Source organism: Streptomyces sp. NPDC001700 (genome assembly GCF_053596435.1).
The window spans coordinates 420579-445681 of record NZ_JBSFGE010000001.1; the positions used below are offsets into that span (position 1 = coordinate 420579).

20 protein-coding genes are annotated in these 25103 nt (G+C 72.4%); 13 read left to right on the forward strand and 7 right to left on the reverse strand.

All coding sequences use genetic code 11. From position 1 onward, the window contains the following. Positions 1-318: 318 nt before the first annotated feature. From ACWC5C_RS01955 to ACWC5C_RS01965, 3 genes are read right to left on the reverse strand one after another with little or no spacing between them, the layout of a single operon-like run. Positions 319-954, reverse strand: coding sequence for a TetR/AcrR family transcriptional regulator (locus tag ACWC5C_RS01955; RefSeq protein ID WP_385447814.1), 636 nt, complete (start codon positions 952-954; stop codon positions 319-321). 35 nt (positions 955-989) lie between these two features. After that, a complete protein-coding gene (locus ACWC5C_RS01960) occupies positions 990-3074 on the reverse strand; it encodes a YhgE/Pip family protein (protein ID WP_450872764.1) in 2085 nt (694 codons plus the stop codon). Beyond that, on the reverse strand, positions 3046-3822 hold the full coding sequence (locus tag ACWC5C_RS01965) for an ATP-binding cassette domain-containing protein (protein WP_450872765.1): 777 nt from the start codon (positions 3820-3822) through the stop codon (positions 3046-3048). Before ACWC5C_RS01965 ends, ACWC5C_RS01960 begins: the two co-directional genes overlap by 29 nt. Positions 3823-4029: 207 nt before the next feature. On the opposite strand from ACWC5C_RS01965, the gene ACWC5C_RS01970 reads away from it, so the two are divergent. The 3 genes from ACWC5C_RS01970 (at position 4030) to ACWC5C_RS01980 (ending at position 6065) form a co-directional block, all read left to right on the forward strand. Next, positions 4030-4509 (forward strand): SAV_6107 family HEPN domain-containing protein, encoded by a 480-nt coding sequence (locus ACWC5C_RS01970; protein WP_450872767.1) that lies wholly within the window; start codon positions 4030-4032, stop codon positions 4507-4509. A 111-nt stretch (positions 4510-4620) separates the two neighbouring features. Then, positions 4621-5382, forward strand: a complete 762-nt coding sequence (locus ACWC5C_RS01975; protein WP_385447805.1) for a methyltransferase — start codon at positions 4621-4623, stop codon at positions 5380-5382. A 287-nt stretch (positions 5383-5669) separates the two neighbouring features. Further along, a complete protein-coding gene (locus tag ACWC5C_RS01980) occupies positions 5670-6065 on the forward strand; it encodes a DUF3040 domain-containing protein (RefSeq protein WP_385447802.1) in 396 nt (131 codons plus the stop codon). A gap of 111 nt (positions 6066-6176) precedes the next feature. Here the strand turns inward: ACWC5C_RS01980 and ACWC5C_RS01985 are convergent, their stop codons facing one another. The 4 genes from ACWC5C_RS01985 to ACWC5C_RS02000 form a co-directional block, all read right to left on the reverse strand. Then, positions 6177-8606 (reverse strand): transglutaminase family protein, encoded by a 2430-nt coding sequence (locus tag ACWC5C_RS01985; protein WP_450872769.1) that lies wholly within the window; start codon positions 8604-8606, stop codon positions 6177-6179. After that, entirely contained in the window at positions 8603-9991 is a 1389-nt protein-coding gene (locus ACWC5C_RS01990) for a DUF58 domain-containing protein (protein WP_450872771.1), read from the reverse strand. The genes ACWC5C_RS01985 and ACWC5C_RS01990 overlap by 4 nt, the downstream gene beginning before the upstream one ends. After that, positions 9991-11040 carry an AAA family ATPase gene (locus ACWC5C_RS01995; RefSeq protein ID WP_385448312.1) on the reverse strand — a complete coding sequence of 350 codons (1050 nt, stop codon included), beginning with the start codon at positions 11038-11040 and terminating at the stop codon, positions 9991-9993. The genes ACWC5C_RS01990 and ACWC5C_RS01995 overlap by 1 nt, the downstream gene beginning before the upstream one ends. Positions 11041-11245: 205 nt before the next feature. Continuing rightward, the gene (locus ACWC5C_RS02000) at positions 11246-11749 is read right to left on the reverse strand and encodes a beta-class carbonic anhydrase (protein WP_385448309.1); all 504 of its coding nucleotides are present in this window, start codon (positions 11747-11749) and stop codon (positions 11246-11248) included. 409 nt (positions 11750-12158) lie between these two features. Here ACWC5C_RS02000 and rsmH point away from each other — a divergent pair, with 409 nt between their 5' ends. The 10 genes from rsmH (at position 12159) to ACWC5C_RS02050 (ending at position 24999) form a co-directional block, all read left to right on the forward strand. After that, the gene (gene rsmH / locus ACWC5C_RS02005; RefSeq protein ID WP_450872774.1) at positions 12159-13118 is read left to right on the forward strand and encodes a 16S rRNA (cytosine(1402)-N(4))-methyltransferase RsmH; all 960 of its coding nucleotides are present in this window, start codon (positions 12159-12161) and stop codon (positions 13116-13118) included. After that, on the forward strand, positions 13115-13648 hold the full coding sequence (locus tag ACWC5C_RS02010; RefSeq protein ID WP_450872776.1) for an FtsB family cell division protein: 534 nt from the start codon (positions 13115-13117) through the stop codon (positions 13646-13648). The genes rsmH and ACWC5C_RS02010 overlap by 4 nt, the downstream gene beginning before the upstream one ends. Before the next feature lie 4 nt (positions 13649-13652). Further along, a complete protein-coding gene (locus ACWC5C_RS02015) occupies positions 13653-15635 on the forward strand; it encodes a peptidoglycan D,D-transpeptidase FtsI family protein (protein WP_450872777.1) in 1983 nt (660 codons plus the stop codon). A 12-nt stretch (positions 15636-15647) separates the two neighbouring features. Continuing rightward, positions 15648-17411 carry a UDP-N-acetylmuramoyl-L-alanyl-D-glutamate--2,6-diaminopimelate ligase gene (locus tag ACWC5C_RS02020; protein WP_450872779.1) on the forward strand — a complete coding sequence of 588 codons (1764 nt, stop codon included), beginning with the start codon at positions 15648-15650 and terminating at the stop codon, positions 17409-17411. A 62-nt stretch (positions 17412-17473) separates the two neighbouring features. After that, positions 17474-18901 carry a UDP-N-acetylmuramoyl-tripeptide--D-alanyl-D-alanine ligase gene (locus tag ACWC5C_RS02025; protein ID WP_450872781.1) on the forward strand — a complete coding sequence of 476 codons (1428 nt, stop codon included), beginning with the start codon at positions 17474-17476 and terminating at the stop codon, positions 18899-18901. Between the two features lie 59 nt (positions 18902-18960). Next, positions 18961-20028 carry a phospho-N-acetylmuramoyl-pentapeptide-transferase gene (gene mraY / locus ACWC5C_RS02030; protein ID WP_450873241.1) on the forward strand — a complete coding sequence of 356 codons (1068 nt, stop codon included), beginning with the start codon at positions 18961-18963 and terminating at the stop codon, positions 20026-20028. Beyond that, positions 20025-21458: a UDP-N-acetylmuramoyl-L-alanine--D-glutamate ligase gene (murD, locus tag ACWC5C_RS02035; protein WP_450872783.1), complete on the forward strand. Its 1434-nt coding sequence runs from the start codon at positions 20025-20027 to the stop codon at positions 21456-21458. Before mraY ends, murD begins: the two co-directional genes overlap by 4 nt. A gap of 60 nt (positions 21459-21518) precedes the next feature. Next, positions 21519-23087, forward strand: a complete 1569-nt coding sequence (gene ftsW, locus ACWC5C_RS02040; protein WP_450872785.1) for a putative lipid II flippase FtsW — start codon at positions 21519-21521, stop codon at positions 23085-23087. Positions 23088-23093: 6 nt separating this feature from the next. Continuing rightward, positions 23094-24188, forward strand: coding sequence for an undecaprenyldiphospho-muramoylpentapeptide beta-N-acetylglucosaminyltransferase (murG, locus tag ACWC5C_RS02045; protein WP_009718661.1), 1095 nt, complete (start codon positions 23094-23096; stop codon positions 24186-24188). Positions 24189-24201: 13 nt separating this feature from the next. Further along, a complete protein-coding gene (locus ACWC5C_RS02050; RefSeq protein WP_450872787.1) occupies positions 24202-24999 on the forward strand; it encodes a cell division protein FtsQ/DivIB in 798 nt (265 codons plus the stop codon). Positions 25000-25103 lie beyond the last annotated feature (104 nt).

Genomic DNA, 25103 nt, shown 5'->3' on the forward strand with positions numbered 1-25103 from the left:
TTATCCGGCCCCACCGACAGCCCCGCGCCCGTCCCCAGGCACTGAGTACCCGTACCTAGTCGGCGAGATGAGTAGGCGCGCGGATGGGCGGCCGCCCCCGCAAACGAGAGAGTGGTGCACACGGAAGGACGCGGACCGGACCGCCGACACGGGGCGGCGGAACGGCACGGTGGCCTTCCGGACGGGGGAGCCGCCGGGGAATACGCCCCGGGGGCTCTCACGGGGGAAAACGGGGGAAGTACGGGGGGAGGCGCTGTTCCGCGGCGGGTCGATGGGGGTCGAACCGCTCCGGAACAGCGCCTTCTGTTGTCGTACGGGTCAGCCCGGAGCCGGAGCCCCCTTGGCCAGGGCTCCGCCTACCCGCCCTTGCAGCAGTCGGGACAGGGCTGCGTGGACGTCGTCCAGCGACCGTTCCGGCTGATAGGACTGCCAGTCCAGCGCGGCCACCAGCACCATCCCGAACAGCGCCGAGGCGGTCAGCGGGATGTCGATGTCGTCGCTCAGCTCCCGCGCCGCGACCCCGGCCCGCAGCTCGGTCTCGATCACCGTTATGGCCTGCTGCCTGACCATCATCAGGGTCGACTGCCAGGCCCGGTTGGTGCGCCACAGCTCGGCCACGTACAGCTGGGTCAGCGCCGGATAGCGGGAGATGAAGTCAAGACCGGCCCGGACCATGGCGTCCAGCGCGTCCACATGGCTGCCGCCGCGCTCGGCGTTCTCGTCGGCGGCGCTCTGGAGCGAGGCGGTCAGCAGCTCGACGCCGTGCCGCAGCAGCTCCTCGAAGAGCACGGTCTTCGACGCGAAGTTGTAGTAGACCGTGCCCTTGGCCACCCCGGCCCGCTCGGCGATCTCGTCCACGGTGGTGGAGGAGAAGCCCTGTTCGGCGATGAGGGTGACCGCTGCTTCGAAGAGTTTCTGCCGGGTGCCCTGGCGGCGCGTGCTGCTGCTGTCCATGGCGCCGATTCTGCCCGCTGGCCGAGTGGTCCCGCTCACAGGGACAGCTCGGGGTGCAGCCGGTCGACCGACCACACCTGCCTGCGCCGCGCCGACCACGCGGTGAGCGCGAGCGCGGCCGCGCCGAAGCCGAGCAGCACCCCGCAGCCGACCCACACCGGGCCGAGCCCGCCGCCCGTGATGAGCCGCCGCAGCCCGTCCACGACGTAGCTCATCGGCAGGAAGGGATGGATGGCGCCGAAGAACCCGGGGCTCGTCTGCACCGGATAGGTGCCGCCCGCCGAGGTCAGCTGGAGCATCAGCAGCGCCAGGACGAGGATCCGCCCGGCCGGTCCGAAGCGCGCGTTCAGCCACTGCACGATCGCCGCGAAACAGGCGGCCACCAGCATCAGGAAGCCGACCGTGCCCGCGGCCCGCACCATCTCCAGCCCCACCGCCCAGTGCAGCACGGCCATCAGGGCGACCGTCTGCAGCGCGCCGATCGCGGCGACCGGCAGCCATCCGGCGAGCGCGACGCGCCAGGAGGAGGCGCCCGCGGCGACCGCCCGGGCGTTGAGCGGCGGGATGAGCATGTAGGCGACCATCGCGCCGACCCACAGGGACAGCGGGATGAAGTACGGGGCGAAGCCGGTGCCGTAGTTGGGCGCCTTGTGCAGCGCCTGGTCGACGAGCTGGACGGGGTCCGCCATCACCCCGGTACGGGCGTCCCGGTCGTGCTTGTCGTAGGCGGGGATCTTCGCGGCGCCGTCGTGCAGCCCGCCGGAGAGCGTGCCGGAGCCGTCGGCCAGCTTGACCAGACCGCCCTTCAGGGAGGTCGACCCGGTGCGCAGCTTCCCGACCCCGCTGTCCAGGGTGGACGCCGCGGAACCGGCCGTGGTCAGCCCGCTGTGCAGCTTGCCAGCGCCCTTGGCGACCTTGTGCGCCCCGGAGTTGAGGGCGTTGACCTTCTTGACGGCGGAGTCGAGGTCGGTGCCCAGGTACGGGGCGCGGTCGGCGAGGAGGCGCGCCTTGTCGTGCAGATCGTTCAAGTCGGCCGCGAGGGTGTCGAGTCGGCCGGTGTTGTCCCGCACGAGCTTATGGACGTCCTCGGCCACATCGGCGGCGCGATCGGCCGCCCCTACCGCCTTCTTCAGCGCCGGGCAGTCGGGGGCGATGGTCACCGCGCCCTCGCAGCGGGTCCGGTAGTCGGCGGCCAGCTCGTCGGACGCCTCGCGGGCGTCCGTGGCGGCGGTGGAGGCCTCGTCGGGGAGGTCGTCCAGGTCGTCGGACGCCCGCTGGGAGGCGTCCGCGACCAGCCGGGCGACGTCGCCGATCTCCTTGCCGTGCTTCTTGAGGAACGGACCGGCCTTCTCCGACACGTCGTTCACCGTGTCGGACAGGGCCTGGGTGCCGTCGGCGACGCCGCCCGCGCCCGTCCGCAGCGTCCCGGCGCCCTTGTTGAGCTTGATCAGCCCGGACTTCAGGCCGTGGCTGCCCTGCTTCGCCGTGCCCAGGCCCTTGGCGAGGTCACCCGCGGCCGTCCTGGCCTTGCCGATGCCGCGTCCGAGGTCGTCGGCGCCCTTGGCGGCCTTCTCGGTCCGGCCGTGGATGTCGGCGAAGGACACGAAGATGTTGTCGTAGAAGCCCCGGGACGCCTTGGTGGAGGCCGCCGCGCGCACCTCGGAGAAGACGCTGCGGGAGATCTGGCCGACGATGTAGTTGTTGGCGTCGTTGGTGCGCACCCTGAGGGCGCCGGTCTCCGGGCTCTTGCCGGAGCTGGAGGCGATCCGCTCGCTGAAGTCCTCGGGCACGGTGAGCGACAGGTAGTACGTGCCGTTCTCCACGCCCTCGCGCGCCTCGGCGGCGCTGGTGCGGTGCCAGTCGAAGGTCTTGCTGCCGAGCAGCTTCTCGGTGAGGTCGTCGCCCGCGGTGAGGTGCTTGCCCTTCGCGGTGGCGCCGTCGTCGGAGTTGACGAGCGCCACCGGGATCTTGTCGAGCTTGCCGTACGGATCCCAGAACGACCACAGATAGAGCGCGCCGTACAGCAGGGGCAGCAGGAGCAGGGCGGCGAGCGCCGCCCGGGGGAGCTTCCCCCTGCCGAACCGCTTCAGCTCAAGCGCGGCCAGTTTCGGCGAGCGCATCCGCCGCCCCCTCCTCGTCGTCGTGCTTGTCCCCGGCGGTGGTGGACACCGCCACGGCGTCCTCCGGGGCCTGGCTGCACACCGCGAGGACCGTGGTGCCGTCCTCGGCGAGCCCCCGCAGCAGCGCCCAGGCCCGCTCGCGCTCGGCGTCCGGGAGCTTCAGGTCGGTGTCGTCCACGGCCAGCAACCGAGGCCGGGAGATCAGCGCGAGCGCCACCGACAGCCGCAGCGCCTCCAGCCGCTCCAGGTCCCGTACGGCCGTACGAGGGCCCTTGGGCAGCGCCGCCAGGTCCAGCCCCGCCGCCGTGAGGGCCGCCTCGATCGCGGCCCGGGAGACGGCGGCACGCTCCCGGCGCGGCCGCAGCAGCCCGCGCGGCGAGTCCCCGAACCGGCGCTGCAGCAGGGCCCGCTCGCGCAGATGCTCGGCGACCGTCAGCGCCGGTTCGAGTTCGCTGACGCCCGGCACATGGGCGAGCGCGCTGATCCGGCGGATCCGGCGCATCTCCTGGGGGATCTGGAAGCCGCCGATGGCGGCCTCCCCGGCGGTGGGGCGCATCCGGCCGGTGAGCGTGAGCAGCAGACAGGTGCGGCCGGAGCCCGAGGGCCCCTCGACCGCGATCAGCGACCCGGGGTCAGCGGCGATGTCGACGTCGCGATACGCCCAGCCGTGTGAGCCCTTGACGCCGAGCCCGCGGGCCGTCACCGCCGCTCCGGCGACCCCGTCCGGGGTGCCCGTCACGAGAACCACTCCCTGCGTGAATCATCAACTTTCTGTACTGACCAGTCAGTTCAATTCAGTATGGGGGATCACGGAGCGGGCGCCCACGCCGGGGGTGGGGCGAGAGGCGAAAGGTGCAGGTCAGGGCCGATTGTCAGTGGGGTGTCCCACGATGGGCCCATACGGCGGTCGCTCTGTCGCACGACCCGGCCGCCACGCGACGACAGGAGGTTCGTCATGGCCAGTACCGCCGCCGCGAGCGACGTCCATCCCGTTCTGCGCCGCTCCGCCGCATCGCCCGCCGCCCTCGACCTGCTCTCCCAGGCCCACCAGGGGCTGGAGGAGGCCGCCGGGCTGGAGACCGCCAATGAGCGGTTCGCCACCGCGCATCTGGCGGCCCTGCGCGCGGCGGCCGCCGTGCTCGCCGTGCGGGGCCGCCCCGAGACCTCGGCCCGGCGCCGCGCCCGCATCCGCAGCACCTGGGAGGTGCTCCCGGAGATCGCCCCCGAACTGACCGAGTGGAGCGCCCTGTTCGCCTCCGGCGCCGAGCGCCGGGCCCGCGCCGAGGCCGGTATACGGGGCGCGGCCACCTGCCGTGACGCGGACGATCTGCTGCGCGCCGCCGCCATATTCCTGCGGCTGGTCGAGCGGATGCTGGTGCTCCAGCCCACGCTGCCCCGGCAGAGCCCGGCGGCGGACGGCGAGCCGGGCAGCTGAAACCACCACGCGACCGGCCCGGGCGGCGGAGGCAATAGGCTGGGGCCGACGTCAGTAACCCGTCGTCGCCGCCCCCGGTGGTGACGGCACCGCGCCGAGGAGCCACCCGCCGTGTCAGACCCGCAGCGCCCCCGTGCGTCCCTCCGTACCGCCGTGGTCTGGGAGGTCCTGAAAGACGCCCTGGAACGGCGGACCAAGGCCGTGGGCGGGGCACGCGGGGCGCTCGACGTGCTCGACACCGGGGGCGGCAGCGGCAACTTCGCCGTGCCGGTCGCCCAGCTGGGCCACCGCGTGACGGTCGTCGACCCCAGCCCCAACGCCCTGTTCGCGCTGGAGCGCCGGGCCGCCGAGGCCGGGGTCGCCGACCGGGTGCGCGGTGTCCAGGGCGACGCCCACGGCCTGTTCGACGTGGTCGAGCGCGGTGGCTACGACGTGGTCCTGTGCCATGGCGTGCTGGAGTACGTGGACGACCCCGCCGAGGGCCTGCGGAACGCGGCGGACGCGCTGCGTCCGGCCGGAACCCTCAGCGTGCTCGCCGCCGGGCTGGGCGGCGCCGTGCTCGCCCGCGCCCTGGCCGGACACTTCACCGAGGCCCGGCAAGCGCTTACCGGGCCGGATGGCCGCTGGGGCGAGGGCGACCCCGTACCGCGCCGCTTCACCGCCGACCAGCTGTCCGGGCTGGTGGCCGCGGCCGGGCTGGAGATCGCCGCGGTGCACGGCGTACGGGTCTTCGCCGACCTGGTGCCCGGCGTGCTGGTCGACACCGAGCCCGGCGCCCTCGACGCGCTGCTGAAGCTGGAGGAGGCGGCCGCCGAGCTGCCCGCGTTCCATTCGGTCGCCACCCAGCTGCACGTCCTCGCGGAGCGCGACTGACGGTCCCGTCGTTCGCACACCGTTCCCGTTCCATTCCGTGATGGATGGCGCAGGTGGAGTAGGCCACAGGGCACCCGCTGGGCCGTCCGGCCCCGTATGATCGGGGTACACCGTCCGGCATGGCGAATCGGCGGGAGGGGAATGGACGTCTCAGCGTCAACTTTCGTCACACACGTAACGGTGGGCGAATTGGCGTTGAGGGGCGGGTTTCACGGGGGCGATTCCCTGCCTATCCTGAAAGGGTCGCACCCCGGTCGCCCCCCGCGACCGACGAGTAGGAGGACTCCGTGCCGCTCTCGGAGCACGAGCAGCGCATGCTCGAGCAAATGGAGCGAGCGTTGTACGCCGAAGATCCCAAGTTCGCGACAACGCTTGAGGGAAGCGGCCTGCGCACGTACACCCGGCGACGGGTATACCAGGCGGTCGCGGGATTTCTGGTCGGCATCGCGCTCCTCATGGTCGGAGTGATCGTTCCGCAGATCTGGATCAGCGTGGTGGGATTCCTCGTCATGCTGGGATGTGCGGTGCTCGCCGTGACGGGCTGGCGCAAGGCGCCCAAACCAGGTGAGGCACAGCGGGCCGGCGGGGCCGGACAGCCCAGCCGTCAGGGCCGCCAGCGCCGCTCCATGATGGACCGCATCGAAGAGCGGTGGCAGCGCCGCCGCGACGAGCAGGGCCACTGATACCGGTAGATACCACAGGCTGAGAACTCACGGCTGAGGGGCGGTCGCCACAGGCGACCGCCCCTCAGCCGTGTCCAGGACCGGGCTGCCCCGGCCCCGGACGGCGTTCGCTCAGCCTCGTTCGCCGCGCGGCGCGCGTAGCTGGGCTGCCCAGCGGGTCCAGCGGGGGGCTCCCCAGCGGTCCACCAGCGTGGACCAGCGGCGGGAGCCTGCCCACAGCAGCTGGACCGCCGAGCGCGGGGCCAGCAGGGCCCGCAGCCGCTCCCGGCGCCCGGCGCCGGACTGGAGCGCGGCCAGGACCACCCGCACGTCGTCGGCGACGCCGGCGACGGGCCGTGGTCGCGGCGCGTACAGCACCTGCTCGACCGCCGCGGCCACCCGCTGCGCCGCCCGGTTCGCCTCGTCGTCCAGCTCGGCGAGGAGCACGATCCGGGCCACGGCCTTGCGCGAGGTCTGCGAATCGTCCGGGAGGACGCCGAAGTCCCAGGCCGAATCGACCAGTTCGTGCCAGGCCGCCAGGGTGCGGTCGGCGGCGTCCTGTTCGGTGCGCCCGCCGGAGCCGTCCAGTCTGCGGGCCCGTATCCGCCGCCGCCACAGCATGGGCAGCAGCGGCACCACGAACAGCAGCACCGCCAGCGAACTCCAGCTGGTGACCGTGGCCACCGACAGCCCGCCGCCCGAGGCGCCGTCACCGGGCTGCGGGACCGCTGCGGCCTCGCAGCCGCCCTGCTTCCGCAGCTCCGGTGCGCAGCTGTCCGAGGCGGACGGCGCGGCCGAGGGCTCGGAGCTGGTGCTCGGCTGGGACGAGGGCTCGTCGGGGACCTCGCCCGACGGCGTCTGCTCCATCGTGTAGTCGGGCTGGGTGCCACGGCTCGGGGTGGGCTCGAAGCGGGTCCAGCCGACCCCCTCGAAGTACAGCTCGGGCCAGGCGTGGGCGTCCTTGAGCCCGACCGACACCGAACCGTCCGCCTGCGAGGTGCCGGGGGTGAACCCGACGGCCACCCGCGCCGGTATGCCCAGCGTCCGGGCCATCGCCGCCATGGAGAACGAGAAGTGGACGCAGAAGCCCGCCTTCTGCTTCAGGAACTTCGCGATGGCGGTCGAGCCGCTGCCGGACTGCACCTGGGTGTCGTACCGGAAGCCCCCGTTCACCGCGAACCAGTCCTGGAGCTTGACCGCCTTCTGGTACGCGTTGGCCGCGCCCCCGGTCACCTCGCGCGCGGTCCGGGCGACCACGGGCGGCAGCGAGTCCGGCACCTCGGTGTACTCGCGCCGCAGCCGCGGGTTCGGCGGCGGGGCGGTGGCCAGCTGGTCGGCGGTCGGCTCCACCAGCAGGCTGGTGACCCGGTAGCGGGCGCCCCGGGTGGTCTGGCCCCGGTCGCCGACCAGGGTGCGGCCCTCGGGCTCGTACCGCCAGCGCCCGTCGATCTGCACCTTGTCGGCCGGGTAGGGGAGCGGCAGCCAGTTCTGCGCGTACCACTCGGCGGCCGAGATGGATGTGTCGACGGAGGTGGTACGGACCGCCGGGCCGAGGCCGGTCGGCGCCGGCAGTCGGCTCGGCACATCGGTGACATGCCGCTCCGACGACTTCCACGAGGCGCCGTCGAACTTGTCGAGCGCCACGATCCGCAGATACATGTCCTGGGTGGTCTGCGAGGAGGTGCGGTACCGCAGCACTTCCCTGTTCTCCGGCTGGTTCAGGCTGTCCTGGAGCGACACCAGCGGATTCACCGCCGAGATGGTGCCGCCGCCGTTGCCGGGTCCGCCGCCGCTGCCCTGCCGGTCCAGCAGCCCGCCGTCCAGGGAGGGCAGCACGGCGGGCACCGCGACCGCGATGCCCAGGGCCAGCACGCCGATCCGGTGACCGGCCCGGACCGGGGCCGCCGCCGGGCCGTCACCGGTCGCGGCCAGCCCCGAGGACGGCATGCCCGGCGCGCGCGGGGCGCCGCCGCTGAAGACGCGGCCCCAGGCCGAGAGCCGGTCCCGGCCCTCGGCCAGGAGCAGCAGCAGATAACCGGCGGCCGCGACCAGGAACCACACCCAGTCGCTTCCGTCGTCCGAGAGACCCGCCGCGACCGAGTACAGCGCCAGCAGCGGCAGCCCGGCGGGGGCCGCGCTGCGGTAGGTCACCGCGAGCGCGTCGACCACGAGACCTATCAGCAGCACCCCGCCGACCAGCAGCAGCCGGATGCCGTCGGTGACCGGGGCCGGGGTCGCGTACTGCCCGACGTCGCTGGTGCCCTCGCGCAGCAGCAGCGCGAACTCGTTCAGGGCCTGCGAACTCGGCAGCACCCCCGCGAACGCCTGCCCGGAGGTGAAGACGACGGTGAGCAGCAGGACCATCACCACGCCCTGCGCCGCCACCGTCAGCGGACGGGCCAGCGGCACCCGGCGGGCGGCCACGCCCGCCGTGCTCTGGACCGCCAGCAGCAGGGCGGCCTGCAGCAGCCAGCCCGCCGGATCCACCAGCGGCAGCAGCGCGCACGCGGCCGCGGCCGTGGCGACCGCCGCGCAGATGGCCAGCCGAACGCTCCCACTCATCCCCAGCTCCCTGTCATGCCGCCGACGCCCGGACGCCCCGCCTCGGCCCGGGGGGCGCCCTGTCCGTCGGCCTGTCGCCACAGCTCCGCCAGCGAGGCGCCCGGGGCGACCGGCAGCGCCGTCCACCCCGCCTCGCGCAGCCGCCGCAGCCCGTCCTCCAGCGCCCGTGGGTCGGCGGGCTCCATCCCCCGCGACCAGGCCGGTCCGTCCATGACGAACGCCACCGCCGCCGTGGTGCGGTGCCGCATACGCCCGACCAGCGCCGCCTGCTCCTCGTCCAGCTCGCCCAGGAAGGCCACCAGCAGGCCCTCGCCCCCGCCGCCGAGCACGTCGTACGCGGCGGAGAGCCCTTCCTCGTCGGAGTGGTCCACCACCGCGAGGGTGTCCAGCATCAGCCCGGCCGTCTCCGCGGAGTCATGCGTGGAACCGGCGAATCCGCCGCCGCCCTCCGGGCCGGGCACCGAGTGTCCGGTGTCGGTCAGCAGCCGGACCGCGTAGCCCCGCTCCAGCAGGTGCACCGAGGCCGAGGCCGCGCCGCACACCGCCCATTCGAAGGGGGAGTCGGGCCCCGCGCCCTCGTAGGCCTCGCCCCGGGTGTCCAGCAGCACCGTGCAGTGGGCGCGCTGCGGCTGCTCCTCGCGGCGCACCATCAGCTCCCCGTAGCGCGCGGTGGACCGCCAGTGCACCCGGCGCAGGTCGTCGCCGTGGCGATAGCCGCGCGGGATCACATCGTCCTCACCGGCCAGGGCCAGCGAGCGGTGCCGCCCGTCCCCGTACCCCGCGGCCTCGCCGGTCAGCCGCACCGCGGGCAGCGGCTCGACCCGGGGCACCACGGTGAGCGTGTCGTACGCGCTGAAGGCGCGGGTCAGCTCGCACATCCCGAACGGGTCGTTGAGCCGCAGCTGCAGCGGGCCCAGCGGATAGCGGCCGCGCAGATCGGAGCGGACCCGGTAGGACACCTCGCGGCGGCCGCCCGGCTCCACCCGGTCCAGGACGAAGCGGGGGCGCGGCCCCAGCACATACGGCACCCGGTCCTGGAGCATGAGCAGCCCGGTGGGCAGCCGCGAGACGTTGTCCATGCGCAGGTGCACCCGGGCCTCGGAGCCCGACGGGACCCGCGCGGGCGCGAGCCGCCGGCTGCCCGCCACCCGGTACCGGGTGCGGTAGACCACGGCCACGCACACCAGGGGCAGCGCCGCCAGCAGCAGCCCCACCCGCAGCAGGTCGGCCTGGCCCAGCACATAGCTGCACACCGCGGCGGCGACCCCGGCGGCCAGGAAGGAGCGGCCGCGGGTGGTCAGCCCGCCGAGCGCCGCCCGGAGCGTGCCCCGGTCCTCCCCGCCTCCGGTACTCCCGGGGCCCGCGCCCGTCCCCCCTGTGGTCATCACAGCCTCCGTGCGCCCGGCTGCTGCCCGTAGTCGACCGGGGGCATGGAGGGCACCGGGGGCATCGGTCCGCCGGTCCGCTGCGACGAGGTCGGCAGCGGGGTGCGCTGCAGGATGTCCGCGACGACCTGCTCGGAGGTACGCCGGTTCAGCTGGGCCTGGGCGGTCGGCAGCAGCCGGTGGGCCAGCACCGGGACGGCGAGCGACTGCACATCGTCGGGCAGGGCGAAGTCCCGCCCGGCCAGCGCGGCCGCCGCCTTGGCGGCCCGCAGCAGATGCAGCGTGGCCCGGGGCGAGGCGCCGAGCCGCAGATCGGGGTGGTTGCGGGTGGCGGACACCAGTTCCACCGCATACCGCCGGATGGCCTCGGCGACGTGCACCGAGCGCACCGCCTCGACCAGCTTGACGATCTCGTGGGCGTGCGCGACCGGCCGCAGGTCGTCCAGCGGGGAGACCCCGCCGTGCACGTCCAGCATCTCCAGCTCCGCCTGCGGGCTGGGGTACCCGATGGAGACGCGCGCCATGAAGCGGTCGCGCTGCGCCTCGGGCAGCGGATACGTGCCCTCCATCTCGACCGGGTTCTGGGTGGCCACCACCATGAAGGGGCTGGGCAGTTCGTAGCTCTCCCCGTCGATGGTGACCTGGCGCTCTTCCATCGATTCAAGAAGCGCGGACTGCGTCTTGGGGGAGGCGCGGTTGATCTCGTCCCCGATGACGATCTGGGCGAAGATCGCACCCGGTTTGAACTCGAATTCCTTGCGCTGCTGGTCGTAGATGCTCACCCCGGTGATGTCCGACGGCAAGAGGTCGGGGGTGAACTGAATACGGCGCACCGAGCAGTCGATGGACCGCGCGAGCGCCTTGGCGAGCATGGTCTTGCCCACGCCCGGGACATCCTCGATCAGCAAATGCCCCTCGGCGAGCAGTACGGTCAGCGAAAGCCGTACGACCTCGGGCTTGCCCTCGATCACACCCTCCACCGACCGGCGGACCCGCTCCGCTGTGGTGGTCAGATCGCTGAGGCTCGCTCGTTCGTCATAGGTCGTCACCCGGCCCTCCTCGGCCCGTTCTCAGGGCCGATCTGTCCCCAAGAGGACGGAGCGGCCCACCGCAAACGCTGGCATCGGTCCCCCGCGGGGTTGCGGGGGACGATGTCATCTACGCATTCTTGCGGTCTTCGCCGTCTCGCGTCACTCGGCTGTGGATAACCCGGGGTTATTTGTCACGCTTGTACGAGTACGAGGGGAAAATCCCTCAGCCGCGGGGCTCGACTTCCCGCAGCAGACCCGTCGTCACATCGAAGACGAAGCCTCGGACGTCGTCGCGGTGGAGCAGGAACGGCGAGGTGCGCACGCGCTCCATCGACTGGCGCACGTCGGCGTCCAGGTCCTTGAACGCCTCGACCGCCCAGGACGGCCGCTGGCCCACTTCCTCCTCCAGTTCGTGCCGGAAGTCCTCGGTGAGGTTCAGCAGGCCGCAGCCGGTGTGGTGGATCAGCACGACGCTGCGGGTGCCCAGCGCGCGCTGGCTGATGGTCAGGGAGCGGATGATGTCGTCGGTGACCACGCCGCCCGCGTTGCGGATCGTGTGGCAGTCGCCCAGTTCCAGACCGAGTGCCTCGTGCAGATCGAGTCGTGCGTCCATGCAGGCGACGATGGCGACCTGCTGCACGGGGCGCGCGTCCATCCCCGGGTCGGTGAACTTGTCGGCGTACTGGCGGTTGGCCTCGACCAGGCGGTCGGTGACAGATATCGACATGGCTACGACCCTAAGCCCACCAGGGGATTTTGTCTTTTCTTTAGGTTGCGCAAACGAGGGCATTAGATGCTCCGAAGGAGTGATTGTGAGCCACTCCACACCCCCTGTGCGCCCTTCCGTCGCACGCTCGGCCGAGCGTTCCACTCCGGCGGCGGGACGCGCTGGCCGGTTGGTTGACCGAAGGGACGAGTGGACTAAAGTGGCGCGAAGTGGGAGGCGTGACGCTCCCCTTGGATCCCCGAAATTTTCGCGTGAGCGCGGTGCGTACGTACCCCTCGGCCTCCTCCCGCTCCGGTCGCCTGACGTCACTTCCCCGGCGCCAGTCGGCCACTTCCCCTTCAGAGCGGGTGGGGACCCGGCGGTGCGTACCCGCCACGCCCGACCCTCAGAAGGGCGCACGAGCAGCGCAATGAGCAGCAACGCTCTCCACGTTCCCGTCATGCTTCAGCGCTGCCTGGACATGCTGGCCCCCGCCCTCGCCGAACCCGGCGCGGTGGTGGTCGACTGCACGCTCGGCCTCGGGGGGCACAGCGAGGCGCTGCTGCGCAGCTTCCCCGCGGCCCGGCTCATCGGCCTCGACCGCGACCCGGACGCGCTCCGGCTGGCCGGTGAGCGGCTGGCCCCCTACGGCGACCGGGCGACCCTGGTGCACGCCGTCTACGACGAGCTGCCCGAGGTCCTGGACCGGCTCGGGGTGCCGCGCGTCCAGGGCGTCCTGTTCGACCTCGGCGTCTCGTCCATGCAGCTGGACGAGGCCGGGCGCGGCTTCGCCTACGCGCAGGACGCCCCGCTGGACATGCGGATGGACCAGACGGCGGGCATCAGCGCCGCCGAGGTGCTGAACACCTACCCGCCGGGCGACCTGGTGCGCATCCTGCGCGCGTACGGCGAGGAGAAGTTCGCCAAGAAAATCGTGGACGCGGTGGTCCGGGAGCGCGCCAAGGAACCGTTCAGCAACAGTGCCCGGCTCGTCGAGCTGATCCGCGAGGCCCTGCCGCAGGCCGCCAAGCGCACCGGTGGCAACCCGGCCAAGCGCACCTTCCAGGCGCTGCGCATCGAGGTCAACGGCGAGCTGTCGGTCCTGGAGCGGGCCGTTCCGGCGGCCGTGGCGGCGCTCGCGGTGGGCGGGCGGATCGCCGTCCTGTCGTACCACTCGCTGGAGGACCGGCTCGTCAAGCAGGTGCTGGCGGCGGGCGCCGCCAACACCGCGCCGCGCGGCCTGCCGGTCGTCCCGGAGCGCTATCAGCCCCGGCTCAAGCTGCTCACCCGCGGCGCCGAGCTGCCCACCGAAGAAGAGATCGCCGAGAACCGCCGCGCCGCCCCGGCCCGCTTCCGGGGCGCGGAGCGCATCCGGGAGGACGCCCTGTGAGCGCGGCCGGGGGGAAGCTGGCCGGGGCGCCAGGCGCGGCTCCGGGGGCTGCCACGGCCCGGCGTACGCCGTTCGTGCTGCTCGTCGTCGTCCTGCTCGGCTCCGGCCTGATCGCGCTGCTGCTGCTGAACTCCTCCCTCAACCAGGGGTCGTTCGAGCTGAGCAAGCTGGAGAAGCAGACCGATGAGCTGAGCGACGAACGCCAGGCGCTCCAGCAGGAGGTCGACCAGCTCTCGGCCCCCGGCGCGCTGGAGCAGCGCGCCCGGGAGCTGGGCATGGTGCCCGGCGGCAGCCCGGCCTTCCTCAACCCGGACGGCACCGTGGCCGGGGTGCCCGCACCGGCCACCGGGCAGCCCTCGGTGGCGCACGCCCCCGGCCCGCTGCCCCCGCTGGTGCTCGACCCCACCCCGGCGCCCGCCCCGTCGGCCCCCGCCGTGGCGTCCCCGGCCCCGGCCGTACTGCCGTCGGCGAGCCCCCAGACCCCGGCGTCCGGTACCGGCGCCGCGACCACCACGGCCCCCGGCAGGTGACACGGTGACGCGACCCCAGGACCCCCGCCGACGGGTGCCCGGCCCGGCGGCGCCGCGCGGCGACCGCGACCGCCGCCCGCGCCAGGGGGAGCGGCGCCGCCCCTCGGAGCGCGGCCCGCGCCCCGGCGCGCAGCGCGGCGGGCGCCCCGGGAACGCGCCGGGACAGATCCGGCTGGGCAGCCCGCGGCCCCGGCTGCGGCTGATCAGCCTCGGCCTCACGCTCGTCATGCTGGCCTTCGTCGTCCGGCTGCTCCAGGTGCAGGCCGTGGACGCGTCCGCGTACGCCGCCAAGGCCAACGTCAACCGCTACATCCCGGTGAAGCTGTCCGCCGAGCGCGGGTCCATCACCGACCGCGACGGCGTCAACCTGGCCACCACCGTGGACGCGTACGACATCACGGCCGCCCCCGATCTGCTCACCCCGCGCAACGCCAAGACGAAGGACGCGCCCAAGCAGGCGGCCGCCCTCCTCGCGCCGATCCTCGGCAAGAACGAGGCGGACCTGGAGAAGAAGCTCACCGACAACCCGAAGTCGCAGTACGTCGTGCTGGCCCGGCAGCAGACCCCGCAGGTCTGGAACCAGATCAAGGACCTCAAGAACAACCTCGACGACGCCGCGGCCAAGGGCAAGGGCACCAACGTCCTCGCCGGGGTCAACCGGGAGTCGCACAGCAAGCGGGTCTACCCGAGCGGCGACCTCGCCGCCGGGATCCTGGGCTTCGTGGGCGCCGACGGGCGAGGCGCCGCAGGGGTCGAACAGCTGCTGAACAAGAAGCTCGCGGGCAAGGACGGCAAGCGCGTCTACGCCCAGTCCGGCGGTCATCAGGTGCCCACCGGGGACGTCAGCGAAAAGCCCGCGGTGCCCGGCAGCGACGTCGAGCTGACGATCGACCGCGACATCCAGTGGGCCGCCCAGAGCGCCATCTCCGACCAGGTGGAGAAGTCGGGCGCGGACCGCGGCTACGTCGTCGTCCAGGACACCCGCACCGGACGGCTGCTGGCCATGGCCAACGCCCCCGGCTTCGACCCCAACGACATCTCCACCGCGGACGGCGACGCCCTCGGCAACGCCGCGATCTCCGACGCGTACGAACCGGGCAGCGTCAGCAAGCTGATGTCCATGGCCGCCGTACTGCAGCAGGGCGCCGCCCGCTGGGACACCCAGGTGCAGGTCCCCAACCGGCTGCCGCGCGCGGGCCGGGCCTTCGCCGACGACATCGACCACCCCACCTGGTACCTCACGCTCAACGGGGTGCTCGCCAAGTCCAGCAACATCGGCACCATCCTCGCCACCGAGCAGCTGGGCAAGACCGAGAAGCAGAAGAACCGGATCCTCTACTCCTACTTGCGCAAGTTCGGCATCGGACAGCCCACCGGGCTCGGCCTCCCCGGCGAGACCCCCGGCATCCTGGCCAAACCGCAGGACTGGAGCGCCTCGCAGGGGTACACCATCCCCTTCGGCCAGGGCCTGTCGCTCAACGCCGTCCAGGCGGCCTCCGTCTACTCCACCGTCGCCAACGGCGGCCAGCGCATCGCCCCCAGCCTGGTGCGCGGCACCCGGGGCCCCGGCGGCGACTTCACCCCCGCGCCCGCGCCCGAGAAGAACCGCGTGGTGAGCCCGAAGACCGCGAAGACGCTCGCCGAGATGCTCGAATCGGTCGTGGACAACCAGGAGGGCACCGGCACCAAGGCGAAGATCCCCGGCTATCTGGTCGCGGGCAAGACCGGCACCTCCAACCGCGTGGACCCGAAAACCGGCCAATACCACGGCTACACCGCTTCCTTCGCCGGTTTCGCACCAGCCGACAAACCGCGCCTCACGGTCTACTGCGCGGTGCAGAATCCGACCAAGGGCAGCTATTTCGGCGGCCAGGTCTGCGGTCCGGTCTACAAGAAGGTCATGGAGTTCGCGCTCAAATCGCTGCAGGTCCCGCCGACCGGCAAGCAGCCCAAGCGGCTCCCCGTCAGCTACAGCCCGGGCCAGTGAGCGGGTTCAGCCGTGACGACGATCACGCCGGATCCCGGGAACCAGGGGCCGGTGCGCCGCTGCCCGGGCGCCGGATTTCGCGACGGAGCGGGTGGGCCGGGTACGCTCACCGCCGTGCCCCAAGCTGATCAGTCTCAAACCCCTCAGAAGGACGTTTCTGTGGAATACCCGGGAGCGCCCCGCCCCCTCCAGGTCCGCCCCGTACCGCTCGCGGAGCTGGCGGACCAGCTGGGTGTCGATGCCTCCGGCGTCCCGGCGGAGGCCGCGGTCACCGGGATCACCCATGACTCGCGCGCCGTGCGCCCGGGTGATGTGTACGCCGCGCTGTCCGGCGCCCGGCTGCACGGCGCGGACTTCGCCGCCCAGGCCGCCGACCTCGGCGCGGCCGCCGTGCTGACCGACCCGGACGGCGCCGAGCGCGCCGCCGCCACCGGGCTGCCGGTCCTGGTCGTGGACAACCCGCGCGGCCGGATGGGCGCGCTGGCCGCCACGATCTACGACGAGCCGGGCCACAGCCTGCTGCAGATCGGCATCACCGGCACCTCCGGCAAGACCACCACCGCCTACCTCGTCGAGGGCGGCCTGCGGGCCGCCGCGGCGAAGGCCGGCGGCGGTCCCACGGGGCTCATCGGCACCGTCGAGATGCGCATCGGCGACGAGCGCATCAAGTCCGAGCGCACCACCCCCGAGGCCACCGACCTGCAGGCGCTGTTCGCGGTGATGCGCGAACGCGACGTCCACTCGGTCGTCATGGAGGTCTCCAGCCACGCCCTGGTCCTCGGCCGCGTCGACGGCTGCGTCTTCGACGTCGCGGTCTTCAACAACCTCTCCCCGGAGCACATGGAGTTCCACTCGGGGATGGAGGACTACTTCCAGGCCAAGGCCCAGCTGTTCACCAAGGCCCGCAGCCGGGCCGGAGTGATCAACTACGACGACGAGTACGGCCGCCGGCTCATCGAGCAGTCCGAGGTCCCGGTCACCACGTTCTCCGCCGAGGGCCACCCCGACGCCCACTGGCGCGCCGCGGACGTCGAGGTCGGCCCGCTCGGCTCGACCTTCACCGCGATCGGCCCGAACGGCGAGACCGTACGGGCCGAGGCGCCCATCGCGGGCCCGTTCAACGTCGCCAACGCGCTCGCCGCCCTCGTCTCGCTCGCCGTCGCCGGGATCGACCCGCAGACGGCCGCGGACGGCATCGCCGCCGTCCCCGGCGTGCCCGGGCGGCTGGAGCGCGTCGACGTGGGCCAGCCGTACCTCGCGGTGGTCGACTACGCCCACAAGACCGACGCCGTGGAGTCGGTGCTGCGCGCGCTGCGCAAGGTCACCGACGGCAAGCTGCACGCCGTCCTCGGCTGCGGCGGCGACCGCGACCGGCTCAAGCGCGGACCGATGGGTTCCGCGGTGGCCCGGTACTCCGACACGGCCGTGCTGACGTCGGACAACCCCCGCTCCGAGGACCCGCTCGCGATCCTCGCCGCGATGCTCGCGGGCGCCGCCGAGGTGCCCGCGCACGAGCGCGGCGACGTCCTGGTCGAGGAGGAGCGGGAGAAAGCCATCGCCGTCGCCGTCGCCCGCGCGGAACCCGGTGACACCGTGATCGTCGCGGGCAAGGGCCATGAGCAGGGCCAGGAGATCGCCGGGGTGGTTCGCGCCTTCGACGATCGCCAGGTCCTGCGGGAAGCCATCGAGCAAAGCGAGCGAACCAAGGGGCGCGGTACGCGGCACCCCGAGGCGAGCCAACCGCACGGGCACACACCTCAAGACAACCAGGGATGACAGACCGCCATGCGCGCACCAGCCCCCTCCAGGCAGCTCTCCCGCACGGCCGGAGGTGATCAGTGATCCCACTGTCCCTCACCGAGATCACCGGCCTCGTCGGTGGGCAGCCGCACGACATACCGGACCCTGACCTGAAGGTCACCGGTCCTGTCGTGATCGACTCCCGCGAGGTGCGGCCCGGGAGCCTGTTCGCCGCGCTCCCCGGGGAGCGCGTGGACGGCCACGACTACGCGCGCGGCGCGGTCGAGGCGGGTGCGGTGGCGATCCTGGCCACCCGCCCGGTCTCCACACCGGACGCCCAGGTTCCGGCGATCGTCGTCCCCGACGTCGTCGCCGCCATGGGCGCGCTCGCCCGTGCCGTCGTCGAGCGGCTGGGCACGACCGTGGTCGCGCTCACCGGCTCCGCCGGGAAGACCAGCACCAAGGACCTCATCGCCCAGCTGCTCCAGCGGCACGGCCCGACCGTGTGGACGCACGGCTCGTTCAACAACGAGATCGGGCTGCCGCTGACCGCGCTGCGCGCCGACGAGTCGACCCAGCACCTGGTGCTGGAGATGGGCGCCCGAGGCAAGGGCCACATCCGTTATCTGACGGACCTCACCCCGCCCCGCATCGGGCTCGTCCTCAACGTCGGCACCGCGCACATCGGCGAGTTCGGCGGCCGGGAGCAGATCGCCGAGGCCAAGGGCGAACTGGTCGAGGCGCTGCCCGCCGCCGAGGACGGCGGGGTGGCGGTGCTCAACGCCGACGACCCCCTGGTGCGCGCCATGGCGTCCCGTACGAAGGCCCGTACCGTCCTGTTCGGCGAGTCCGAGGGCGCCGACGTACGTGCCTCGAATGTCCGGCTTGCCGACGGCGGCCGTCCCGCCTTCACGCTTCACACCCCTACCGGGTGCGGTGACGTGACCATGCGCCTGTACGGTGAGCACCACGTGTCGAACGCGCTCGCCGCGGCCGCCGTCGCCCATGAGACGGGCATGTCCGTCGACGAGATCGCCGTGGCGCTCTCCGAAGCGGGGCAGCTCTCCCGCTGGCGGATGGAGGTCACCGAGCGCTCGGACGGCGTGACGGTTGTCAACGACGCCTACAACGCGAACCCCGAGTCCATGCGAGCCGCGCTGCGCGCGCTGGCCGCGATGGGCGCCGCAACACCGGGGCGTCGCACGTGGGCGGTGCTGGGCCCGATGGCCGAGCTGGGCGACGAGTCGCTGGCCGAGCACGACGCGGTCGGACGGCTGGCCGTCCGGCTCAACGTCAGCAAGCTCGTGGCGGTCGGCGGCCGGGAGGCCGCGTGGCTGGACATGGGCGCCAAGAACGAGGGTTCGTGGGGTGAGGAGTCGGTGCACGTGTCCGACGTGCGGGCAGCGGTCGATCTGCTGCGGAGCGAGCTGCGACCGGGGGATGTCGTGTTGGTAAAGGCATCCAGGTCGGTCGGCCTGGAGGCACTCGCGCAGGCGTTGCTCGAGGGTGAGGTCACCGGCCGATGAGCATGGGGCAGCTCCTCCTCGCCGATGGCCTCGCCGCGGGAGAAGAACACGTAGGCGCCATGAGGCAGATCCTCTTCTCCGGGGCCATCGGGCTCTTTCTGACCCTGATCGGCACACCGCTGCTGATCAAGCTGCTCGCCCGCAAGGGCTACGGCCAGTACATCCGGGATGACGGCCCGCGGACGCACGGCAGCAAGAAGGGCACGCCCACCATGGGCGGTATCTCCTTCATCCTGGCCACGCTGATCGCCTACGCGGTGACGAAGGTGATCACGGGCAGTGAGCCGACCTTCTCCGGTGTGCTGGTGCTCTTCCTGTTCGCGGGAATGGGCCTGGTCGGCTTCCTCGACGACTACATCAAGATCGTCAAGCAGCGCAGCCTGGGCCTGAGGGCCAAGGCCAAGATGGCCGGTCAGCTGATCGTCGGTGTCGCCTTCGCGATCCTCGCGCTGAACTTCGCCGACGCGCGCCAGCAGACCCCGGCGTCCGACCGGCTCTCCTTCGTCCAGGACTTCGGCTGGTCCTTCGGCCCGGTGATCTTCGCGATCTGGGCGCTGTTCATGATCCTCGCGATGTCGAACGGCGTGAACCTCACCGACGGCCTCGACGGTCTGGCCACCGGCGCCTCCGTGATGGTCTTCGGCGCCTACACCTTCATCGGCGTCTGGCAGTACCAGGAGTCCTGCGCCAACGCGCGGACCCTCACCAACCCCTCGTCCTGCTTCGAGGTGCGCGACCCGCTCGACCTCGCGGTCGTCGCCTCCGCGCTGATGGGCGCCTGCTTCGGCTTCCTGTGGTGGAACACCTCGCCCGCCAAGATCTTCATGGGCGACACCGGCTCGCTGGCGCTCGGCGGCGGCCTCGCGGGGCTCGCCATCTGCTCCCGCACCGAGCTGCTGATGGCCGTCCTCGGCGGGCTGTTCGTCCTGATCACCCTGTCCGTGGTCATCCAGGTCGGCTCGTTCCGGATGACCGGGCGCCGGGTCTTCCGGATGGCACCGCTCCAGCACCACTTCGAACTCAAGGGGTGGAGCGAAGTCCTTGTGGTGGTCCGGTTCTGGATCATCCAGGGCATGTGCGTGATCGTCGGACTCGGCCTCTTCTACGCGGGCTGGCGGGCTTCGTGACCATCGACGTCACCGACCTCGCCGGACGGCACGTCACCGTCGCCGGACTCGGCGTCTCCGGGGTCCCCGCAGCGCGTGCGCTGCGGGGCCTCGGGGCCACGGTGACCGTCGTCAACGGAAGCGACGGCGAACCCCAGCGCGCCCAGGCGGCCGAACTGGAGCCGCTCGGCATCACGGTCCGGCTCGGCGACGGAGACACGCTCCCCGAGGACACCGAGCTGATCGTCACCACCCCCGGCTGGAAGCCCACCAGCCCGCTCTTCCTGGCCGCCGAGAAGGCGGGCGTCCCGGTCTGGGGCGACGTGGAGCTGGCCTGGCGGCTGCGCGGCCCGGACTCCGCGCCCTGGCTCGCGGTCACCGGCACCAACGGCAAGACGACCACCGTGCGCATGCTGGCGTCCATCCTGGAGGCCGCCGGGCTGCGCACCGCCGCCGTCGGCAACATCGGCGTCTCGCTCCTGGACATCGTGCTCGGCGATACGCCGTACGACGTGCTCGCCGTCGAGCTGTCCAGCTACCAGCTGCACTGGGCGCCCTCGCTGCGCGCCCACTCCGGCGCGGTCCTCAACCTCGCCCCCGACCACCTCGACTGGCACGGCTCCATGGCGGCGTACGCGACCGACAAGGGCCGGATCTACGAGGGCAACCAGGTCGCCTGCGTCTACAACGCCGCCGACCCCGCCACCGAGGACCTGGTCCGGGCCGCCGACGTCGAGGAGGGCTGCCGGGCGATCGGCTTCACCCTCGGCACCCCCGGCCCCTCCCAGCTCGGCGTCGTCGAGAACATCCTCGTCGACCGCGCCTTCGTCGAGAACCGGCAGAAGAACGCCCAGGAGCTGGCCGAGGTCGCCGACGTCAACCCGCCCGCGCCGCACAACATCGCCAACGCGCTCGCCGCCGCGGCCCTGGCCCGCGCCTACGGCGTGCCGCCCACGGCCGTACGGGACGGGCTGCGCGCCTTCCGCCCGGACCCGCACCGGGTGGAGCACGTCGCGGACGTCGGGGGCGTGAGTTACGTGGACGACTCCAAGGCGACCAACACCCACGCCGCCGAGGCGTCGTTGGGCGCGTACGAGCACATCGTGTGGGTCGCCGGCGGCCTCGCCAAGGGCGCCACCTTCGACGACCTCGTCACCACGGCCGCCGGGCGGCTGCGCGGCGCGGTGCTGATCGGCGCCGACCGCGCCCTGATCCGGGAAGCGCTCGCGCGACACGCAGCGGATGTCCCGGTCGTGGACCTCGACCGGACCGACACTGGGGCGATGGCGGCGGCTGTCCGGGAAGCGGCCCGGCTCGCCCGACCGGGCGATACGGTCCTTCTGGCCCCGGCCTGCGCCTCGATGGACATGTTCACCAACTACAACAAGCGGGGCGACGCCTTCGCCGCGGCGGTTCACGACCTGGCCCCGGGCCCGGTCGCGGACGAGTAGGAGCCCGCAGGTCCCCCGCGAGGACCACCGCTCGCGCGGAGAACCTGGAGGGGATACGACATGACGCCTGACCAGCCCGCCGCGCCGCGGTCCCGGCCAGCCGGTGCGACCACCGGCCGCCCAGGCCCACGGGCGGGCGGCGCCGCGCGGCCACGGCCCGCAGCGCGGGGCAAGGGCACGGCGGCCTCACCGGACAGGACGGCGGCGGGCAGGACTGCGGCGGGCAAGGTGGCGGCGGGCAGGACCGCGGCGGCCAAGGCGACCAAGGCGGCCGTGGGCAAGGTGGCGGCGGGCAAGGGCCGTCAGGGCGCTCCCGGGGCCCCACGCCGCCCGGTGATCCGAACTCCGGCCCGCCCCTCCCGTGGCAGCCTGCTGGACGCCCTGCGGGGCACACAGCAGCGCGCCAAGAAGGCCTGGGACCGTCCGCTCACCGCGTACTACCTGATCCTCGGCGGCGCCGCGCTGATCACCGTGCTGGGCCTGGTGATGGTCTACTCCGCCTCCCAGATCAAGGCGCTCCAGTCGGGTCTGGCGCCCTCGTACTTCTTCCGCAAACAGCTCTTCGCGGCGGTGCTCGGCGCCGCGCTGATGCTGCTGGCCGTGCGCATGCCGATCAAGCTGCACCGCGCCTTCGCCTATCCGCTGCTCGCCGCCTCGGTCTTCCTGATGTGCCTGGTCCAGGTGCCGGGGATAGGGATTTCGGTCAACGGCAATCAGAACTGGATCTCCTTCGGCGGCCCGTTCATGCTCCAGCCGAGCGAGTTCGGCAAGCTCGCGCTCGTCCTGTGGGGCGCCGACCTGCTCGCCCGTAAGCAGGACAAGCGGCTGCTCACGCAGTGGAAGCACCTCCTGGTGCCGCTCGTCCCGGCGGCCGCCCTGCTGCTCGGGATGATCATGCTGGGCGGCGACATGGGCACCGCGATCATTCTCTCGGCGATTCTTTTCGGCCTGCTTTGGCTGGCGGGCGCCCCCACCCGGCTCTTCGCGGGCGTGCTCGCCTTCGCCGGCGTGATCGGCCTTCTGCTGATCAAGACCAGCGCCAACCGGATGTCCCGGCTCGCCTGCATCGGCGCCACCGAGCCCGGAGCCAACGATCAGTGCTGGCAGGCGGTGCATGGCATCTATGCTCTGGCCAACGGCGGATGGTTCGGTTCCGGACTCGGGGCCTCCATGGAGAAATGGGGCGAACTCCCCGAACCGCACACCGACTTCATCTTCGCCATTACCGGGGAGGAACTCGGCCTGGCGGGGACGCTGTCGGTGCTCGTCCTCTTCGCGGCTCTAGGCTATGCGGGTATCCGCGTGGCCGGACGCACGGAGGACCCCTTCGTGAGGTACGCCGCGGGAGGCGTGACCACCTGGATCACGGCGCAGGCCGTGATCAACATTGGTGCGGTGCTCGGCTTGCTGCCGATCGCCGGGGTTCCGCTCCCGCTGTTCTCCTACGGAGGGTCCGCCCTGCTGCCGACCATGTTCGCCGTAGGTCTGCTGATCGCCTTCGCACGGGCCGAGCCCGCTGCACGGGCGGCACTGGCCATGCGGCAGCCTGCTTTGCGGAAGAAGCTGGCTCGGGTGAGACGGAAGACGATGAGACGGCGCGTCAAGGAACGGCCGTCCGGAGAGCGGTGAATTTCGGTGCATGTCGTACTCGCCGGTGGGGGGACCGCCGGCCACATCGAGCCCGCGCTCGCCCTCGCGGACGCCCTGCGAAGGCAGGATCCGACCGTGGGGATCACGGCGCTCGGCACGGAGCGCGGGCTTGAGACCCGCCTCGTGCCCGAGCGCGGCTACGAACTCGGGCTGATCCCGGCCGTCCCGCTGCCACGCAAACCCACACCCGAGCTGATCACCGTCCCCGGACGGCTGCGCGGCACGATCAAGGCCGCCGAGCAGATCCTGGAGCGCACCAAGGCCGACTGCGTGGTCGGCTTCGGCGGCTATGTGGCCCTGCCCGGCTATCTGGCCGCCAAGCGGCTGGGCGTGCCGATCATCGTCCACGAGGCCAACGCCCGGCCCGGGCTCGCCAACAAGATCGGCTCGCGCTACGCGACGTCCGTCGGGGTCTCCACCCCCGACAGCAAGCTCCGGGGCGCCCGCTACGTGGGCATCCCGCTGCGCCGCTCCATCGCGACCCTGGACCGGGCCGCGGTCCGCCCCGAGGCGCGCGCGGCCTTCGGGCTCGACCAGAACCTGCCGACGCTGCTGGTCTCGGGCGGTTCGCAGGGCGCCCGTCGGCTGAACGAGGTCGTCCAGCGGGTCGCCCCGTTCCTCCAGCGGGCCGGAATTCAGGTCCTGCACGCGGTCGGTCCGAAAAACGAACTGCCGCATGTGGACAACATGCCCGGAATGCCGCCCTACATCCCGGTACCGTACGTGGACCGGATGGACCTCGCGTACGCCGCGGCCGACATGATGCTCTGCCGCGCGGGCGCGATGACCGTCGCCGAGCTGTCCGCCGTCGGGCTCCCGGCCGCCTACGTCCCGCTGCCCATCGGCAACGGCGAGCAGCGGCTCAACGCCCAGCCGTTGGTCAAGGCGGGCGGCGGACTGCTGGTCGACGACGCCGAGCTGACGCCCGAATGGGTGCAGAGCAATGTGCTCCCGGTGCTCGGCGACCCGCACCGGCTGTACGAGATGTCGCGGCGCGCCGCCGATTTCGGCCGCCGGGACGCCGACGAGCTGCTGGTCGGCATGGTGTACGAGGCAATCGCGGCACGCCGCCAGGCGTGAGAAGGCAGGGAGCGTGGCCGGACCGACGACCGCCGAGAGCGGTTCACGACGGGCGTCGCCGTCCGGCCCGCCCCCGCGCCTCTTCACGGCGCGGCGCAGGCTCCGCCTGCCCCGCCGCCGCACTCTGATCGTCGCCGCCGTGGTGGCGGCCCTGCTGGGCGGCGGCACCGGCTGGCTGCTGTACGGGTCGAGCTGGCTGCGGACCGAGCGGGTGACGGTCACCGGCGCGGACGTACTCACCCAGGCCGAGGTCCGCGAGGCCGCGGCCGTCCCGCTGAACACCCCGCTGGTCGCGGTGGACACCGGAGCGATCGGGCAGCGGCTGCGCGACCGGTTGCCGCGGATAGCAAAAGTGGACGTATCCCGGTCATGGCCGCACACCATCAGTCTTGATGTGACGGAACGCAAGGCCGAAGTGATTGTCGAAGAGGGCGGGAAGTTCCGCGAAGTGGACGCCGGTGGCGTGCCGTTCTCCCGCCTGACCAAGCGGCCGAAGGACGTTCCGCTGCTCGAAATGGAGCCGGACCGGTCGCCGAGTTCACGCCATTTCGGCCCGGCGCGGCTGCGCCGCGAGGCCGTCCGGGTGGTCGCCGGGCTCCCGGCGAAGGTCCGGGCGGACACACGCTCGGTCCGGGTCCGTTCGTACGACTCGATCACCCTGGAGCTGTCCCGGAGCCGTACGGTCGCCTGGGGGAGCGAGGAGCGCGGAGCGGCGAAGGCCAAGGCGCTCACGGCGCTGATGAAAGCGCGGCCCGACGCCGGTCACTTCGACGTCAGCGCGCCGAGCGCGCCTGCGGTGTCCCGTAGTTGACGGGGATAGCGGCAGGCCAGCACCCTGGTTGGCTAGCCCACTGGGTGATCACATAGGGTGAAAAGAAAAGCGGTCGGTTCGGCGTGTTCATTGAACGCGCGCCA

What these genes read in the sequence shown, in the direction of transcription:
- ACWC5C_RS01955 (WP_385447814.1), bottom strand. Translation starts at nt 954, where the DNA reads ATGGACAGCAGCAGCACGCGCCGCCAGGGCACCCGGCAGAAACTCTTC.
- ACWC5C_RS01960 (WP_450872764.1), bottom strand. Translation starts at nt 3,074, where the DNA reads ATGCGCTCGCCGAAACTGGCCGCGCTTGAGCTGAAGCGGTTCGGCAGG.
- ACWC5C_RS01970 (WP_450872767.1), top strand. Translation starts at nt 4,030, where the DNA reads ATGGCCAGTACCGCCGCCGCGAGCGACGTCCATCCCGTTCTGCGCCGC.
- ACWC5C_RS01985 (WP_450872769.1), bottom strand. Translation starts at nt 8,606, where the DNA reads ATGAGTGGGAGCGTTCGGCTGGCCATCTGCGCGGCGGTCGCCACGGCC.
- ACWC5C_RS01990 (WP_450872771.1), bottom strand. Translation starts at nt 9,991, where the DNA reads ATGACCACAGGGGGGACGGGCGCGGGCCCCGGGAGTACCGGAGGCGGG.
- ACWC5C_RS02000 (WP_385448309.1), bottom strand. Translation starts at nt 11,749, where the DNA reads ATGTCGATATCTGTCACCGACCGCCTGGTCGAGGCCAACCGCCAGTAC.
- rsmH (WP_450872774.1), top strand. Translation starts at nt 12,159, where the DNA reads ATGAGCAGCAACGCTCTCCACGTTCCCGTCATGCTTCAGCGCTGCCTG.
- mraY (WP_450873241.1), top strand. Translation starts at nt 18,961, where the DNA reads ATGAGGCAGATCCTCTTCTCCGGGGCCATCGGGCTCTTTCTGACCCTG.
- ftsW (WP_450872785.1), top strand. Translation starts at nt 21,519, where the DNA reads ATGACGCCTGACCAGCCCGCCGCGCCGCGGTCCCGGCCAGCCGGTGCG.